Raw genomic sequence first — 16,224 nt, 5'->3', positions numbered from 1 at the left:
TAATGACTTCAAAACTCAGTTTGTCAGAATTCCGTACAAGATTACAAAACAATACAGAAATCGGGGCTCCAAAAGCAACATTAGGTCAGGTTAGAGTCTTTCCTGTAAGTGGCGCAATAAAACCTTTTTACGGACTTTTTGATGATAAAACTTTTAGTTTAACTGTAAATTCGATAGTATCTCCAACATTTTATGTTGTAAAAGGAAAATATGAAAGCATTAATAATACACTTAAAGTAGATTATAGTGTTGAACCAAATAATAAATTTCAATTAATTTGGTCAAGGTTTTCTCCAATAGTTATTATACTGGCAATTAATATATTTTTTCTTTTTTTTGCAAAAGGACTCAGGCGAGCGTCAACAATTGTCAATTTGTTTTTGCTTTTTATGGCTTTCTATTCGAGATGGAAAGAAGAGAAAAAGAAAAAAAAACTAGAGCAAAAGTTTGTTCGTATTTTTGAAATTAAATAAGCTTTATCAATATTCCTAAAGCAGCTGCAACAATTATAATTACCGGTTCTTGAATTTTCTTTATATAAAGCAAAGCAAGAACGGTAATAATTGCAATTAATAGTGTTGGAATATCTATTATGGTTCGGGAAGCAATTACAAAAACAGAACCTACTAATGCGCCAACAACGGCAGCAGTGATACCATTAACAAATGCTTTTATTGAATTATTTTCTGCAATTTTATGAAAATAAGGAGCCATTGCAATAGTAAACAAATAGCAAAATAGTTTTTTTGTTTCAGGTTCCAGGTTTTCTTTGTTTCAAGTTTTAAACCCGACAGGTTTTTAAAACCTGTCGGGTTTATTTTATGATCAACCTAAAACCTGAAACTTTTTTTTTCAAAAAGCAATTCCAAATTGAAAGCCAATAGTAAAAGATGCCGGATGATCATTACCAAAACGAATAGGCAGTGGAATAGCAGCAAAGTAGCTGCAGTTTTGGCTTTTTATAACTGTTTTATTGATTACAGGAGTTATGCCGTATCTTCCGCTGCTTTCAAAAGCGGCTCTTCCGGCAAAAGTATAGCCGTTGCCTAAAGCGACCAGAACGCCGGGATGAAATAATAAATTAGTTACTTTATCACTATTTCCCTGAACTTTGATATTAGGCACGATTTCAAAAGAAAAACCTATTTTTTGGTTCTTCCAAATATTAATTCCGGTAGGAAAACCAACGGCATAGTAATCACGAAAATTTACAGTTGTCTGCTCGCTGTTAAAAGTTACGATAGGGTGCAGGATTCCAAAATAACCTGTAATTTTTGGATAAGTAGTTTGAGAAAAAGCATTTAAACTTAAAGAGAATAAAGTAATTAGGATAAATTGTCTGAATAAAATCATGATAGTTTTGTTAGTGAAAAAACAAAACTATCGAGAATGTAAACTTTTAAATAGAATGCTATTTACCTTTTGTATATAAGTTACTTTTTTGAAGCACTTTTTCTGTACGAAGAAGGGTTTTTACCAGTATGTAATTTGAATATTCTGGTAAAATGACTTTGATCTGAAAATCCGGTCATATAAGCTATTTCGGTTAAGGTGTAAGTTGAACTCTGAATCAGATTGATGGCTTTTTCGATTCTCAGTTTTCGAACATATTCGCCAAAATTCAAATCTTCAAAATATTTAGAAAATTCTCTTGACAAATAAGAAGAATTAAGTTCTAAATCATTGGAGATTTTCTTTAAATCAAACGTAAATTGTGCATCTATTTGATCCTGAATAATATTTTTTAATTCTTTAACCCAAGCTGGCGTTTTTTTACTCGTTTTTTTCTCAATTAGAAACTTCTTATAAACTTCATGCAGTAAGCTTTCAAAAGGACTATTTTGGAGATGATTTTGTTGGTACAAATGTTTTGCCCAGCTGTACAATGCATCGTAGAGTTTTAAACCTGCTTCTAATAATTCGGCATCATTTGTAATATTATACGAAAGTCCCGCGGAAATTGCCCACAGTCCTGCTGATTCTTTAGCTAAATTATGTTGATCCGTATCGGCACCACGCACAATTTTTGCCATGATTAAAACAGCAGGATCGTTTATTTGATATTTTTTGATAATATAATCAAAAGTGCATTCTTCATTATAATGCGTGAATTCTACATTAGGAATATCAAATGGAATTGCATCTAATTCTTTTGCCTTGTCTAAAACTTCATTAAAAGGAACATATATGAATTCAGCTTTTGGGTCAACAAATTTTTGAATCAGCCATGGGCATGCAATTCTGTCAATTTTGGGTCTTTCGCGCGTGATCCATTTCATTTTTTGATGATCTTGGAATTAATCGTTTTCGGAAGCCGTTTTTTTGACACCACCAAAACTCGTTTTCATCATTTCTCTAATCTGAAACTGTGTCTTATTTCGCGTAACATTTTTCCATTCATCAAAATCATAAATATAAATTTGATCAGCATACGGATTTGTAACAAAGAAAAGTCTTGATATAGAGAATTTATAATATTTTAACTCTTGGGAAATGTGTCTGTCAGGAACGACAATAAGAATTGTGTCCCAATCCAGAAAATTTTTGGGAACATCTTCTCTTTCTGTTAATCCAAGAGAATCAAAAAAGGCAACTATCTTTTGATCATTAATCTTATCGATTTTTTCATCGATACGTTTAATGGTGGTAAGAAGCTTTTTTTCATCTTTTATAACACTCATAAATTCTTTGTTTTTTTAATTTTAGTATAAAATTACATCAAAAGAAAATCATTTTTGAAAGTAGAGCCAATAGAATGATTCTAAATTTTTATTAGCCTTTTTTAGCCAGGTATACAGCATTTATACTTTATGTTTTTGATAAAATACGATTAACCATAATCATTCTAAAACTTAATTTATGATTTTGCTCTTTCTTGTTTTACCAAACCATTTTTTATAAGAATTAATTAAGAGTTGGAATATTAAACTTAAAACAGGTTCAGGATTTTAATTGCAAAATTTATAAAGGATTCGCGAAACGTGCACAGAAAATAAAACTTTGTGACTTTGCAGCTTTGTGAGACTATTGTATCCAGTCAAAAACTTTAATTGTTTCCAATAGTTAAAAACTTGAAACCTGAAACAAAAAAATAACAAAAGAATAATGTTTGATTTTCATAACTTTGCAAAATGGATAATCAGACAGAAAACAACAATTGTGATTTTAATACTTTAGATTTAAAACTAAAAGGCTTTAAAGTATACGAAGTAAATGGAGATGTAAGTAAAATCCCGACTTACAACCGCAGGGATTTTTACAAAATATGCATCAATACCAGCAAAAGTCTTATACATTATGCAGATCGTGGTATAGAAACCGATGGAACTTTTCTGTTTTTCGGTAATCCGATTATTCCATATTCCTGGGAGTTTGTATCTCCCGATCATCATGGTTATGCTTGTGTTTTTACCGAAGAGTTTCTGAAATCCAAAGACCGTTCAGAAACACTTCACGAATCGCCTTTATTTAAAATAGGCGGAACTCCTATTTTTTCTTTAAAGCCTGAACAAAAGGTTTTTATTGATTCTTTATTTCAAAAAATGATCGAAGAGCAAGCTACAGATTATGCTTTCAAAGATGATTTGATGCGTAATTATATTAATTTGATTCTGCATGAATCCATGAAGATGCAGCCTTCAGAAAACTTTTTTAAACCTAAAAATGCTTCTTCAAGAATTACCTCTTTGTTTTTAGAATTATTAGAAAGGCAATTTCCGATTGAGACAAAAGATCAGCCCCTTTTATTAAAAACCCCTCAGGACTATGCGCAAAGTCTTGCAGTACACGTAAATCATTTAAATCGCTCCGTAAAAGAAGTTACAGGAAAACCAACCACTTCGCATATTACAGATCGCGTTATAAACGAAGCAAAAGCACTTTTGCAGCACACAGACTGGAGTATTTCAGATATTGGCTATTCATTGGGTTTTGAATACCCAAGCTACTTTAATAATTATTTTAAAAGACTTACAGGAACGGTTCCAAAATCGTTGAGAATGTAAATTGTTTCATTTTCATAATTTTTTGTTTGAATATTGTAATTTTCGGATTGCAGTATTGTGCTACATTTGTCCCAGATTAATGCATAAATCATTTATCGGTTTTTAAAGACTAATAGAATACTTCATAAAAGCGATGTCCCCGCTTTACGGTTTAGTTTTAAATACCAGATATAAAATAATATTAAGTTTTAAGGAATTAAGTAACCCGAAGTCTCTTTTTTGAAGAGGCTGGATATTCTGATTTTTCTATCGAAAGATAGTTTACAATAACTTTTAAATACATTATTAACCTAAAAACAACTTAAATTATGTCGACACAATATACCACCGTGACCGAAGAAGGAAGAGTTCCAAATACTTATATGACAGGTGAAGTGTCATATAAAAAGCAAACTAGTAACATTCATCCCGAAAATACAGTTATAAAAGAAGTATCATTTGAACCTTCTGCAAGAAGCAACTGGCATAGTAATGCCAGTCTGCAAGTATTAATTGCGACCAATGGAACTGGCTATTATCAGGAAAAAGGAAGCGCAATCAGATTGCTTAAAAAAGATGAAGTTGTTACCATTTTACCGGGAATTGAACATTGGTATGGAGCAACTCCTTTTAATAAATTTTCATACATCGTAATCATTACAGAAATAGATAAGGGTGTAGGAATCTGGCTTGATAAAGTAAGTGACGAGGAATATTTTTCTTTTCAGAACGTTTAGTTTTTTTAAAGATACTGAGATCTAAGCTACTAAGACGCTAAGGTTTTGTTCTGCTGGTTATTGGGATTTGTTCTCAAACAGAAGTAATAATCACCATATAAAAGCATCAGATTTTATTTTATATCAATTCCTGAAATATTTTTCATAACTTCATCATTATGAAATAGATATGTAATTTATCTGCGTTAATCAGCTTAAATCTGCCAAATCCGCGTGCAACTTTTTCATGCCAAGTAAACCTGAAACCTGAAACCTGAAACCTGAAACTTGAAACAAAAAAACAATAAAAAAATGGAAACAAAAGACATTAAAGCCTTTGGTACAGAAGCTGCCGAAGCACCATTAAAAACATTAGACATTAAAAGAAGAGCTGTACAGGCACACGATGTAGAAATCGAAATCCTGTATTGCGGAATTTGTCATTCTGATTTACATTCTGCCAGAAATGAGTGGCATGGAACGGTTTATCCAATTGTTCCGGGGCACGAAATTGTAGGCCGTGTTACTAAAGTTGGAGATCATGTAAAGAATTTTAAAGTAGGTCAATTAGCAGGAGTAGGTTGTATGGTTGATTCATGCAGAGAATGTGACCATTGCAAAAATGATTTAGAGCAATACTGCGATGAAGGAAGTACGCTGACATTCAACTCACCGGATGTTCATATTGGCGGACAAACTTTTGGAGGTTACTCTCAAAGTATTGTAGTAGACGAAAGTTTTGTATTACATATTTCAGACAAATTAGATCTTGCAGGAGTTGCACCTTTACTTTGTGCCGGAATTACAACGTATTCTCCTCTGAAACACTGGAAAGTTGGTCCTGGTCAAAAAGTGGGAATTGTTGGAATTGGAGGTTTAGGCCATATGGGAATCAAAATAGCAAAAGCTATGGGCGCTCATGTAGTAGTTTTTACAACTTCATTATCAAAAACGGAAGATGCAAAACGTCTGGGAGCAGATGAAGTGGTTTTGTCTACAGATCCTGAACAAATGGAGCAACACGCTAAAAGTCTGAATTTCATTTTGGACTGCGTTTCGGCAGAACATAGTATTGATTCATATCTGAATTTATTAAAAGTAGACGGAACTTTAACGCTTGTAGGAGCCCCAATGGATCCGCTTCCTGTAACGTCTTTCAGCCTTATATTAGGCAGAAGAAGTTTTTCGGGTTCATTGATTGGAGGAATTGCCGAAACTCAGGAAATGCTTGATTTCTGCGCAGAACATAATATCACTGCTGATATCGAATTAATTGGCGTAAACGATGTAAACAACGCTTACGAAAGATTACTAAAAGGAGATATTAAATATCGTTTTGTAATTGATATGGCTTCGCTTAAATAAGGTTCAAAGTGGCAAAGGATCAAAGAGGCAGAGAGGAAAACCTTTGTACCTCTGTTCCTATGAACCTTTGCCCCTAAAAAAGGAAAAAAATGCATAAACGTAAACTAGGAAATAGTGGTCTTGAAGTCTCTGCATTGGGGCTTGGCTGCATGGGAATGAGTTTTGGTTACGGTCCTGCTCATGACAAAAAAGAAATGATAGCATTACTTCGTTCGGCTTATGAAAAAGGAATTACTTTTTTTGATACTGCCGAATGTTATGGACCGTTTTTAAACGAAGAGCTTTTGGGTGAGGCTTTATCGCCTTTTAGGGATCAAGTCGTGATTGCGACAAAATTCGGATTTTTGGAAGGTGATTCTAAAAAAGGATTAGACAGCCGTCCGGAATGGATCAGAAAAAGCATCGAAGGTTCATTAAAAAGACTGAATACGGATGTTATTGATTTGTATTATCAGCATCGTGTAGATCCTAATGTTCCTATTGAGGATGTTGCCGGAGTGATAAAAGATTTGATTCAGGAAGGAAAAGTAAAACATTTTGGACTTTCAGAGGCAGGAGCAGAGAGCATTCGTCGTGCGCATGCAGTACAACCCGTTACAGCGTTGCAAAGCGAATACTCACTTTGGTGGAGAAATCCCGAAGATGAGGTTTTTCCAACTTTAGAAGAACTTGGAATTGGTTTTGTCCCTTTTAGTCCGTTAGGAAGAGGTTTTCTTACCGCAAAAATCGACGAAAATACGCAATTTGATAGTACTGATTTTAGAAATACATTACCACGTTTTGCGCCTGAAGCCAGAAAAATAAATCAGGCATTTGTTGAGGTATTAGCCAAAATGGCAGCTGACCGCGGGGTAACCAATGCGCAAATTGCACTAGCATGGAATTTAGCTCAAAAACCGTGGATTGTACCCATTCCGGGAACAACAAAACTGCATCGTTTAGAAGAAAATATCGGAGCAGTAAATCTGCAACTTTTAGCTCAGGATATTACAGAAATCACCGAAGCCGCCTCAAAAATAACTATCGAAGGATCACGCTATCCGCAACATTTACAAAAGATAGTTGGGAAATAGAGGTACTGAGGTTCTGAGATGCTAAGCTTCTAAGTTCTGTTTGTTGAGAATTTAAGGTAAAAAAACAAGGTTCTAAGTTTTTCTTAGAACCTTATTTTTTTGAGTTTCAAAAAGCTGCTAAGAGAAAACTTAGCGTCTCAGAATCTTAGCATCTTAGTACCTTAATTACCTTTGCTTACTTTTTTTCCAGATTTTGTTTTAGCATTTTAGCATGTTCCAAATGCGCTGTTAAACCTGCAATATTGTTTGAAGCCCATAATCTAACATCGTTGTCTGTGGCGTCTTTAGAAGCTTTCTGTAGTTTATCGATTGCTTTTTCATGGCCGTCGATCATCATATCGGCGAATTTTTTATCGAAATCAACACCTGTTTTTTCGCTAAGTTTATTGTATTCGTCCTGTCCTTCTTCAGTAAGAGAAGTAGGCAAAGTAAAGTTTTTAGCTTTAGCCAAAGCACTCACTTCAGATGCCGATTTAGTATGTTCGTCAACCAGCATTTTTCCAAATTTTTTCACTTCGGCGTTAGAGCTTTTTTGTTGAGCCAATTTCCCAATTTCGATTTCAGCTAAATTAATTTCAGCCTGATCTACCAAAAATTCCGAATCATCTTCTTTACTTTCAATAGAGTCAAATTTGGCTTCGTTAGCGTCTTCTGCTACTTCTTTTGGATCTTCTTGTTTGGTTTCGTTTTAGCAAGAGTTTAAAAACAGAATAATTAATCCCGCCCCTAAAATTACTTTTCCGGCAAATAGTATCTTTTTCATGATTTTAATAGTTTAATGTTATAATGTAAAAGTATTAAGGAAGCCAAAAGAATATCTTACAGGATTTTTAGGGATTGTTATAGGATTTGGATATGATACTGTTATTGTAAGTTATTTTGTAATAGAAATAGTTTTATATTAGCTGATAAGATTTAGTTTGAAGTTATTAAAACCGAAATTTATATCAGAAGACTCTGTTGAAGAAATCGGAAAGATTTAATCTAAAAAATTATTAAATGAAACAAAAAATTACTTTATTATTTCTTCTTGCAGCAACTTTTTTATCTGCCCAAATAAGCTACACTGGATTTATTGATAAATACCCAATTGAATTTGTTTCCTATGTTTATTCTGATGGAGTAGGAACGGCTATTTATGCTTATTCTAATTTTGACACGCCAATTGTTTTAAGTGCTAAACTTACCGGAAAGACTATGGTTTTTACCGAAAAAGACAAAACGGATAAGGAAACTGCAAAATTGACTTTTCAGAATTATAATGGAAAAAGCAACCAGTTAAATGGAATATGGAAAGATTTAAATTCAGGAAAAGAACTTAAAATTACTTTGTCGAAAGAATTTGATATCGATTATGGCGATAATGTTGAATGGACAAATAGAGAAATTCTGCAACCGGAATCTTTTAAAGGCAAATATTTTAAGTTGATTATTTCTAAGGAAAAAGGTAGTTTTTATGCCCAGGTTACCGGTGTAAAAATCATTGAGAAAAAGACAGATAAACTGATTCAGAAAATAGATTTAGAATGTCAGCTTTGGGGGGTAAACAACATAAGTATTGACGATTATAATTTTGACGGAATTCCTGATTTTTCGGTTTTTGAAAGCAGTTATGCCGGACCGAATACTTCTAGTTTATATTTTCTTTATAATCCGAAAACTGGAAAATATTTTGAAAGTAGTTTCAACGGAACTTCTTTAGAATTTGATTCTCAGTCCAAAAGAATTTACGAACACAATCAATGTTGTGCAGGAAGTAGACACATGAACGCCGAATATAAAGTGGTGAATAATAAAATGGTTTTAATAAAGAAAACTTGTCAGGAATTAGATGAAAAAACTGGTGATTTTGTCGAAAGTAAATGTGATTAAATGTTTAGCATAAATTCAATTTCAAATGAAAATAACTAAGGTAATTGCTGTAGTACTATTTTTAGGAATGTTTTTTCTTTACTTAAATTTCTTTTCGTCATTTGTTATGCCTTGGCAAAAAGAAGATGCGATTAAAGCCGCCTTAAGCTGGGGACAATTAAATGAAATTCCTAAGGATGCTGCTATTTTTCGTCTAGAAAAAAGAGGAAGTATGTTTACCAGACAATTTATTATTGAATTTAAAAGTTCTAAACCTGCAATTAAAAATTGGATTTTAAAAAGCAGAGGTTTTAGGAATGTCAAACCTGAAATAAAAAATGGAATTAAAACGTATGAAATTCATCCAAGAGATAGTGACGCTTATGGAGGAAAAGTTGAAATAGAAGGAAATACAGTTTTAATAAATATGAGTTGGAGCTAATTAATTTAATAATGAAAAAACTTTTCCTTTTTATATTGTTTCTTTTAAATCTTAGTGTTTCTGCGCAAGCATATTATCCAAGATTTACAGATTTCTTTTTAAATGATCCAGATGAATCTCTATTTAGTCCGGAGATTAATTATTTTAGAGAAGAATTAAAAGTTGCTAGTAAAACCATTTATGTAGGAGATGTACAAACATCTACGAGTAGATCTAGTGGTTTTTATGCCTTTAAAGTCGTACCAACGTCTGTACGGGAGTATAATTTTTTACATTCGGGAGTAATTTTAAGATTCAACGTGAATTTAAGAGAGAAATTTGCTTCATTTCCTGTTAGTTTTGAGGAGCTTATAGATAAAGAAAATTCAGAAGGAAGTGGTAGAATAGAGATTGGAGCACAAGGAGTTTCTTTAGGTTTTGATCAAAAAATAATTAAAATACTAAATCCTGCATCTATTAAGAATAAAGCAGATTTTACTGTTACCAAAATTGAATATAAAATCAGCAAGACAAATCTGGAAATTGAGTTTAAAGGTTATTTTGGCACTGATATAATTATTAAAGGGAAGAAAATTAAAAAAGATAAAATTTCTCTGCTGAAATTAAATGCAGATAAAATAGGATTCGATATTTCTTATGAAACCCAGATAAAAAAGGAAAAAATATTTAGTTTTAAAAAAGTTAAATAATCTCCCTTGTAAAATTATAAAACCCCAATTCCAAAAGAATTGGGATTTTTTTTGCTCCGGACTTTATGACTTTCGACTTTAAAACTTTCGACTAACAAAAAACTCAAATTATGAAAGTTAACCCCAAAATTATATAACAGAAAAATCTGTCTTTTCGATGAACTTTGGAATACCATATATTTAAGATTATTAATCTAAAAAAAATAGGTCATGCCAAATCCACGAATTAAGAATGAAGCGCAATATGAGGCATTGGTAAAAAAAGGTTACAGTAAAGAGAAATCAGCTCGAATTGCCAACACACCAGATGCGGGAGAAAAAGGCGGAAAAGCAAAGCCTTATGAAGAATGGACAAAAGTCGATTTGCTCAAACAAGCCACAAAAGTGGGGATTAAAGGGCGTTCGTATATGAATAAGAAAGCATTAATATATTCTTTGAGAAACAACTAAAGTTTAAAATCATGCCAGGAAAAATCGCTCAGGAAAAAATGATGAATCAATTAATCAAGTCACCACAATTGGTACTGGAGAAATTAGATTTGGTCTATATCAGCAATCAGAAATTGCCTATTGAGCGATTGCAGGAAAAAGAAGGATTTGTATATAGAAAGAATGGCCGTTTCATCAAACAGAAAAGCGAATTGAAACGCTTTAATAGTTTGGTTTTGCCGCCGGCCTGGGTAAATGTCAGGATTTCAGATTTGGCCAACGGACATTTGCAGGCAGTTGGTTTAGATATTAAAAACAGGAAACAATATCGCTACCATCCAAAGTGGAATCAAATACGGAATCAGACAAAATTCTATAAAATCGCCGAATTTGGACAAAAACTACCTTCGATAAGGAAATGTGTCGATCAGGATTTAGAAGAGATGGAGTGGTCTAAAAATAAGGTTATAGCGCTTGTTATTCGATTGATGGAGGAAACGCATATCAGAATTGGAAATGAAAAGTATGCCAAAGACAATAAATCGTACGGACTTTCGACTTTGCGCAAGCGGCATATTAACATTAATAAAAACTCGCTAAGGTTTGAGTTTATTGGTAAAAAAGGAAAACAGCATACGATTACGACCCGAAACAGGCAATTAATAAAACTGGTAAGCCGTTGTGAAGAAATTCCGGGTTGGGAAGTTTTTAAGTATTATGATTCCAATGGCGAAAAGAAAGTACTAGACAGTCATATGGTCAATGAATATTTGCATAACATTTCCGGAGAATACTTCAGTGCCAAAGATTTTAGAACCTGGGCGGCTTCGATTGTATTTTTTGAAAACCTAATGGAAATGGGAATAACTACTGACGAAAAAGAAATTAAAAAGAATATTCTAACTGCATATGATGCAACTGCTGAGGCACTGGGGAATACAAGAAATGTCTGCAAAAATTATTACGTTCATCCTTTACTGGTTTCAACTTACGAAGATGGTTCGATTAAGCAGTATTTTGATAAAGCAAAAAAAAACCGAAGCACCAAAAAGTATTTTTCAAGATCAGAAACTGCTTTTGCAGAGTTGATCGAGAATTATCAGGTCAACTTATTGTAAATCACAATTTATAGGGTTATAAATAAAACATTTAGAGTTAATACTTCTCTTTAAAAAGTATGAAATTTGAGAAACAAACAAAGTCATTATTAACTAAAAATCAATTATTATGTTACGTTGGACAGTCATATTTATTATTCTGGCAATAGTTGCGGGAATATTTGGTTTTGGCGGAATTGCTGCCGGAGCCGCTAGTATAGCAAAAATTCTATTTTTTATATTCTTAGTGTTATTTATCATTTCGCTTATCAGTGGCAGACGAAGTGTATAACGAGGAATTCAGTAAAATAACCGATTAAAACGGCACATTTATTTCGATACATGTGTCGTTTATCTTTTAAAAATATTTATCATGGGAACAAAAAGTGGTGCTTATCAGGATGTTTACATCAAAAGAGAGGACGAAATGGTAAGCTTGAAAAACGATGTGACAGATTTTTGCGAAAAATACATAAAGCCTGTGCATCCTAAAAACTGGGATTGGGGAACGCGTGATTTCGAAAAACCTGAAAACGATCCAACAAACGAAGAGGCCAGGGCTATTGCTAATGTGGTTTATAAAGATTTAATGGGCAGTAAACAAACCGATGTTAATTTGTCTACAATGGACAATGTTGAAGCTATTAAAGCCTATTTAAATCCTAAGAGCAAGCATGAAAAGTTTAATACTGAAGAATTTGCATTTGCTCTAAAGGTAGAACTCGAACACGGAAGAATAAAAGATGTAAATGTAACCAACAATCATCCGTTCCTGACCGCTATGATTGCTTTGGCGCATATGACGGAAAGTCTCACGTACTACAAACGTCTAAAAGTAATGGAAGCCGAAGGTGAGATCTATGAAATCATGCGCAAAATCGAAAATTCGAAAACCGGAAAAGAAGAATGGTATAAAGAGCTGGGCAAAGCCGAAATGGAATTAAGCGAAGCCAGAACAGGATTGATAGAACGTTTGCAAAGAATGGATGACATACCAACTCTTGAAAAAATTGGAGACTAGTGATTATTCTCCTAAAAAAAGCCGTTAAGTGCATTACTTAACGGTTTTTTGATTTTTATAATGTTATAAATTAAAATTTCCTCGGATCTTCTTCCTGTACGTCATCTTCGATGTATTCGTCTGCATCATCGTCCTCATCGTCCTCGTCGTCAATATCGTCAAGCTCATCTTCGGTTTCGTTAAAATCATTTTCGAAACTGTCGTCGGGATTGTCAAATTCGTCATTCTCATTTTTATCAGGATTGTCTTCCAGCTCGATTTCATAATTATCATTATGATCTTCGAGGTCCCGCTGATTATGAAAATCATCATTTAAATCTTCTTCCTCATCAGGATTTGGTTTATCCGGATTATGTCCGTTCCGAATGGTATAGCCTCGATTTGCAATTTCTGCATTATCGTTGTCTGTTGTTTTAATGTCGTCTAAATCATAAAGCTCTTCATTCATGACCGTATTTCTGTCTGAAGTATTCTGATGGCGCTGATCACTATTGTAAATGCTGTTTCTTTTATCTGTAGTATTCATGATGTTGAATTTTTATAGTTTCTATAATACAAATCTAGTGCTGACAGTGCTGGTTTTCTTTATAGAATTGTTTTTTGCAATTGTATAATTAACAGATGTTTAGAATGGAATTTAATTAGAAAAATCTATAACTGATTTAAAGCTGAGGGGGGATTTTATATTCTATTAATTTAAAAAAAAACAATTACTGATGTTCGGAGTCTACTGAATTAATGAAAAAAACATAAAACGCATCAATGTTGCATTTAGACTTTTCAAACGGAGAAATCAACATTTACACCTGCTCAGTTAATATTCTGAAAGCTGAGGTCAATCAGTATTATGACTGGAGTGATGATGTTTTGAATGAGAACTGGAATCCGAAAAAAGCAAAACAAAGTATTGATAAAATTCCTGACGAAATGATTTGTGATGTCATTTTAAATCAGAATATATTTTCAGGAGAGGGAATAGTATAAAAAATGAAGTTTTCTATCGTTGTTTTATTCATTCTGAATCTTTGACCGGAAAACTTCATCAGAAAAAATAGACGGGCTTATTGCTGAATATTCGATTTACAGTTTTGAATTTTTGCATTGGTGGAAAAAATTTGAGCTAAAGAAATATTGGCTCGCATATACCCAAAAAGAATGTTTTGAGATGCAATTTACTTTGCATCAGAAAACACACAGGGAAAAAAAATCGCTGAGGTTTTTTCTGTATTAACGGCTAAGAACTTTAGACATGAAAAATCAAATCTTTATAGGTTGCCCGGGTTGCAATAATCGCCTTTGGAAAGGGAATTTTTACCCAGACAGTTTGTCAGGTTGATGTATGTTTGTGTTTTATTACCAGTATTTTAAGTTGTTTTAGTTCAACGGGAGCTTTTACAGCTTTTCGACTGTCAGAATAGTCGGAAAGTGATGCCATAAAACACCTGATAGTTTTATTTTTTCGGTAAAAACACCCAAAGAAATGGCAAATAGTAACAAGTTTACAGATTGCGAAAAATTGCTTTCAGGCTTTTATAAATTTTGTAATTCAGTAAAGCAATATTGCGTTTTGCAGTGTGAATTATTCAAAATTACTACAGTCCATTTTAAGGATTTTTCAATTATTTGCATTCGTTTATATGGGATTCTGGAGCTTTTTACTCTAGTTAATAATCTAAAGAATTGCTTTAAGTAACAATTGTAATGTATTTAAAACCAGTATTTTTTTTGTTTTAAAACATCAGAATTTGGTTTGAAGTTGTGAATGCTTTGAAGATGAAAGGGATTATTGTTAAATCAAGGTGTTGCTTGTTATTTCGAGGACTAATAAATCGCAATAGAGATTAGATAAAGATTAGTGATATGCTTTATGAGATTTTGTGTGCATTTTAGGAGCTGGATAAGACTTTTTTGAATGAGGCAATTTTAAAATTAATTGAGTTAATGTTATTTGTTTACTATGATGAAATTTGATAAAACAAGATGGAATCAATTCTTAATTCAAATTTTAAGTCATGAAAAAGGAACAAAAACACGAAACCGATTATATTGAGAAATATCAAAATGAGGGCTATTCAGCCAATTATTTGTTTGAAGATGGCTGTCTAATTGATTCAGATACTAAATATGCTTATAAACCAGACGAAATCTTTATTGTAGCCCACCATAGATATGAAGGAATGAGTGACCCTGATGATATGTCTATTTTATATGTTATTGAAACCAAAGATCAGAAAAAGGGAACACATTTAATTGGCTACGGCCCAACGGCAGATTTAGACGAAGCGGAGTTTTTTAAAGACATTCCGAAGAAAAATTATTCAAAAAATGCAGACATCAATGAACTTACTTAAAATAAAATAGATAGGTATTTTTATTTTGCTGAGGAGCAGTCGTTTCAGATTTAGTCTGTGGCGGCTGTTTTTTTTGCTTAGGTTCTAAGATTCTAAGGCGCTAAGGCTCTAAGGTTCTGAGATGCTAAGTTTTTTTATTACAGTATTTAGGGATTTATGAGTGTCAGCCGGAAGAACCTTTGAACCTCTATCCCTTTGATCCTTTGCACCTTAATAATAATTATGAAAGTTCTAATTGAAATTGTATAAAGATTTGATTTACAATAAATACGAAATTTGAAATATACAAAATGAGTTGAAAACTAAAACGCATTATTGTAAACTAACTAAGTATAAATAAGTTTTCTAAATCACATCAAAATGAAAAAACTTTACATAAATACAGGAGGAATTGATGCCGTTTTTAACGATCTGAAAGATAGTTTTAGCGGAAAACTTACGGCAGAACATAATGATTATAACCTAGATATTAAATCCCGATGGACAAAAGGTTCTATTAAAGGAACCCGTTTTGATGATAAAATCATTTTTATGCATTTTGATCTTGTTTTTCATCAGGATGTGAGTTTAAGTATAGAGTCGTTTCAGTCGGCGCCTGTGTTTTTTGTCTATTGTGAAAGCGGAAATATCACCCACACTTTTGGTGCAAACGGAGAAAAAAAGAGTCTTAAAAAAAGCCAGACAGCCATTTTAAGTAATTCATCTGTTATCAATAGTGTTTTATACTTCGAAAGTCATAAACGGATTCAGTTTACTTTATTGGGAATGCCAACAACCCAAATGGGGCAAAGTAAAAATATGCAGTTAACATCAGAAGTTAAAAAGAGATTCACGAATGATTCGGGAAATTATATTTATGTGGGAAGAGAGAATTCAAGAATTTCTGAGAAGCTGCAGGAATATAAAGCTGTTCCGCAGAAGGGGATTGTGGGGAATTTGGTAAAGAAAAGTATTTTGAAAAATATTCTTGAAATGGAGTTAGCGCAACATAGTTACAATTACCTGAAAACCCTTGATTTTATTATGGTTTTAATGCAAAAACCAATCAATGGGATTAAAAGAATTTCACAGATGAGCTTCTCTGAATTGATTGCTGTGACAGGTTTAGGATCTCGAAATTCCCCAAGATTTTTAAAAACCAAATATCATTTACCTTTTAAATTATACAACCAAAAATTAGCTAGCTAGGAAGCACCTCATAACTACT

The 16,224-nt window shown here is 32.9% G+C and carries 21 protein-coding genes; 15 read left to right on the top strand and 6 right to left on the bottom strand.

Annotated features, from left to right (window positions below):
* Nucleotides 1-2 precede the first annotated feature (2 nt).
* Nucleotides 3-473 carry a hypothetical protein gene (locus OLM51_RS13840; RefSeq protein ID WP_264551192.1) on the top strand — a complete coding sequence of 157 codons (471 nt, stop codon included), beginning with the start codon at nt 3-5 and terminating at the stop codon, nt 471-473.
* Here the strand turns inward: OLM51_RS13840 and OLM51_RS13835 are convergent.
* The 4 genes from OLM51_RS13835 to OLM51_RS13820 all read right to left on the bottom strand — a co-directional run bounded on the left by OLM51_RS13835 (nt 466) and on the right by OLM51_RS13820 (nt 2,681).
* On the bottom strand, nt 466-729 hold the full coding sequence (locus OLM51_RS13835; RefSeq protein WP_264551191.1) for a chromate transporter: 264 nt from the start codon (nt 727-729) through the stop codon (nt 466-468). The two genes, OLM51_RS13840 and OLM51_RS13835, sit on opposite strands and share 8 nt — an antisense overlap.
* Nucleotides 730-852: 123 nt before the next feature.
* Nucleotides 853-1,353: a hypothetical protein gene (locus tag OLM51_RS13830; protein WP_264551190.1), complete on the bottom strand. Its 501-nt coding sequence runs from the start codon at nt 1,351-1,353 to the stop codon at nt 853-855.
* 80 nt (nt 1,354-1,433) lie between these two features.
* The gene (locus OLM51_RS13825; RefSeq protein ID WP_264551189.1) at nt 1,434-2,279 is read right to left on the bottom strand and encodes a chromate resistance protein ChrB domain-containing protein; all 846 of its coding nucleotides are present in this window, start codon (nt 2,277-2,279) and stop codon (nt 1,434-1,436) included.
* A gap of 18 nt (nt 2,280-2,297) precedes the next feature.
* The gene (locus tag OLM51_RS13820; RefSeq protein WP_264551188.1) at nt 2,298-2,681 is read right to left on the bottom strand and encodes a hypothetical protein; all 384 of its coding nucleotides are present in this window, start codon (nt 2,679-2,681) and stop codon (nt 2,298-2,300) included.
* A 450-nt stretch (nt 2,682-3,131) separates the two neighbouring features.
* On the opposite strand from OLM51_RS13820, the gene OLM51_RS13815 reads away from it, so the two are divergent.
* The 4 genes from OLM51_RS13815 to OLM51_RS13800 all read left to right on the top strand — a co-directional run bounded on the left by OLM51_RS13815 (nt 3,132) and on the right by OLM51_RS13800 (nt 7,137).
* The gene (locus OLM51_RS13815) at nt 3,132-4,004 is read left to right on the top strand and encodes a helix-turn-helix domain-containing protein (protein ID WP_264551187.1); all 873 of its coding nucleotides are present in this window, start codon (nt 3,132-3,134) and stop codon (nt 4,002-4,004) included.
* Nucleotides 4,005-4,312: 308 nt separating this feature from the next.
* Complete coding sequence (locus OLM51_RS13810) at nt 4,313-4,720, top strand: cupin domain-containing protein (protein ID WP_264551186.1); 408 nt, start codon at nt 4,313-4,315, stop codon at nt 4,718-4,720.
* Between the two features lie 291 nt (nt 4,721-5,011).
* The gene (locus OLM51_RS13805) at nt 5,012-6,064 is read left to right on the top strand and encodes an NAD(P)-dependent alcohol dehydrogenase (protein WP_264551185.1); all 1,053 of its coding nucleotides are present in this window, start codon (nt 5,012-5,014) and stop codon (nt 6,062-6,064) included.
* An 89-nt stretch (nt 6,065-6,153) separates the two neighbouring features.
* Nucleotides 6,154-7,137: an aldo/keto reductase gene (locus OLM51_RS13800; protein ID WP_264551184.1), complete on the top strand. Its 984-nt coding sequence runs from the start codon at nt 6,154-6,156 to the stop codon at nt 7,135-7,137.
* A 175-nt stretch (nt 7,138-7,312) separates the two neighbouring features.
* Here OLM51_RS13800 and OLM51_RS13795 read toward each other — a convergent pair whose 3' ends face one another.
* Entirely contained in the window at nt 7,313-7,729 is a 417-nt protein-coding gene (locus tag OLM51_RS13795) for a DUF4142 domain-containing protein (RefSeq protein ID WP_264551183.1), read from the bottom strand.
* A gap of 407 nt (nt 7,730-8,136) precedes the next feature.
* On the opposite strand from OLM51_RS13795, the gene OLM51_RS13790 reads away from it, so the two are divergent.
* The 7 genes from OLM51_RS13790 to OLM51_RS13760 all read left to right on the top strand — a co-directional run bounded on the left by OLM51_RS13790 (nt 8,137) and on the right by OLM51_RS13760 (nt 12,666).
* The gene (locus OLM51_RS13790) at nt 8,137-9,009 is read left to right on the top strand and encodes an XAC2610-related protein (RefSeq protein ID WP_264551182.1); all 873 of its coding nucleotides are present in this window, start codon (nt 8,137-8,139) and stop codon (nt 9,007-9,009) included.
* A gap of 25 nt (nt 9,010-9,034) precedes the next feature.
* The gene (locus OLM51_RS13785) at nt 9,035-9,430 is read left to right on the top strand and encodes a hypothetical protein (RefSeq protein WP_264551181.1); all 396 of its coding nucleotides are present in this window, start codon (nt 9,035-9,037) and stop codon (nt 9,428-9,430) included.
* Between the two features lie 11 nt (nt 9,431-9,441).
* Nucleotides 9,442-10,119 carry a hypothetical protein gene (locus OLM51_RS13780; protein ID WP_264551180.1) on the top strand — a complete coding sequence of 226 codons (678 nt, stop codon included), beginning with the start codon at nt 9,442-9,444 and terminating at the stop codon, nt 10,117-10,119.
* 210 nt (nt 10,120-10,329) lie between these two features.
* Nucleotides 10,330-10,569: a Rho termination factor gene (locus OLM51_RS13775; protein ID WP_264551179.1), complete on the top strand. Its 240-nt coding sequence runs from the start codon at nt 10,330-10,332 to the stop codon at nt 10,567-10,569.
* A gap of 11 nt (nt 10,570-10,580) precedes the next feature.
* Complete coding sequence (locus OLM51_RS13770) at nt 10,581-11,666, top strand: DNA topoisomerase IB (RefSeq protein ID WP_264551178.1); 1,086 nt, start codon at nt 10,581-10,583, stop codon at nt 11,664-11,666.
* A 109-nt stretch (nt 11,667-11,775) separates the two neighbouring features.
* Complete coding sequence (locus tag OLM51_RS13765; protein WP_073481941.1) at nt 11,776-11,937, top strand: DUF1328 domain-containing protein; 162 nt, start codon at nt 11,776-11,778, stop codon at nt 11,935-11,937.
* An 81-nt stretch (nt 11,938-12,018) separates the two neighbouring features.
* Nucleotides 12,019-12,666, top strand: coding sequence for a DUF5661 family protein (locus tag OLM51_RS13760; RefSeq protein WP_264551177.1), 648 nt, complete (start codon nt 12,019-12,021; stop codon nt 12,664-12,666).
* Nucleotides 12,667-12,736: 70 nt separating this feature from the next.
* Here OLM51_RS13760 and OLM51_RS13755 read toward each other — a convergent pair whose 3' ends face one another.
* Complete coding sequence (locus OLM51_RS13755; protein ID WP_264551176.1) at nt 12,737-13,192, bottom strand: hypothetical protein; 456 nt, start codon at nt 13,190-13,192, stop codon at nt 12,737-12,739.
* A gap of 236 nt (nt 13,193-13,428) precedes the next feature.
* On the opposite strand from OLM51_RS13755, the gene OLM51_RS13750 reads away from it, so the two are divergent.
* The 3 genes from OLM51_RS13750 (at nt 13,429) to OLM51_RS13740 (ending at nt 16,205) form a co-directional block, all read left to right on the top strand.
* Nucleotides 13,429-13,650, top strand: coding sequence for a hypothetical protein (locus OLM51_RS13750; RefSeq protein WP_264551175.1), 222 nt, complete (start codon nt 13,429-13,431; stop codon nt 13,648-13,650).
* Nucleotides 13,651-14,678: 1,028 nt separating this feature from the next.
* Nucleotides 14,679-15,017 (top strand): hypothetical protein, encoded by a 339-nt coding sequence (locus tag OLM51_RS13745; protein ID WP_264551174.1) that lies wholly within the window; start codon nt 14,679-14,681, stop codon nt 15,015-15,017.
* A 360-nt stretch (nt 15,018-15,377) separates the two neighbouring features.
* Entirely contained in the window at nt 15,378-16,205 is an 828-nt protein-coding gene (locus tag OLM51_RS13740) for a hypothetical protein (protein WP_264551173.1), read from the top strand.
* Nucleotides 16,206-16,224: the final 19 nt, after the last annotated feature.

This window comes from Flavobacterium sp. N2038 (assembly GCF_025947185.1).
Classification (GTDB): Bacteria; Bacteroidota; Bacteroidia; order Flavobacteriales; family Flavobacteriaceae; genus Flavobacterium.
The sequence above is the reverse complement of the archived record's forward strand: the minus strand, read 5'-3'. Positions and strand labels throughout refer to the sequence as shown.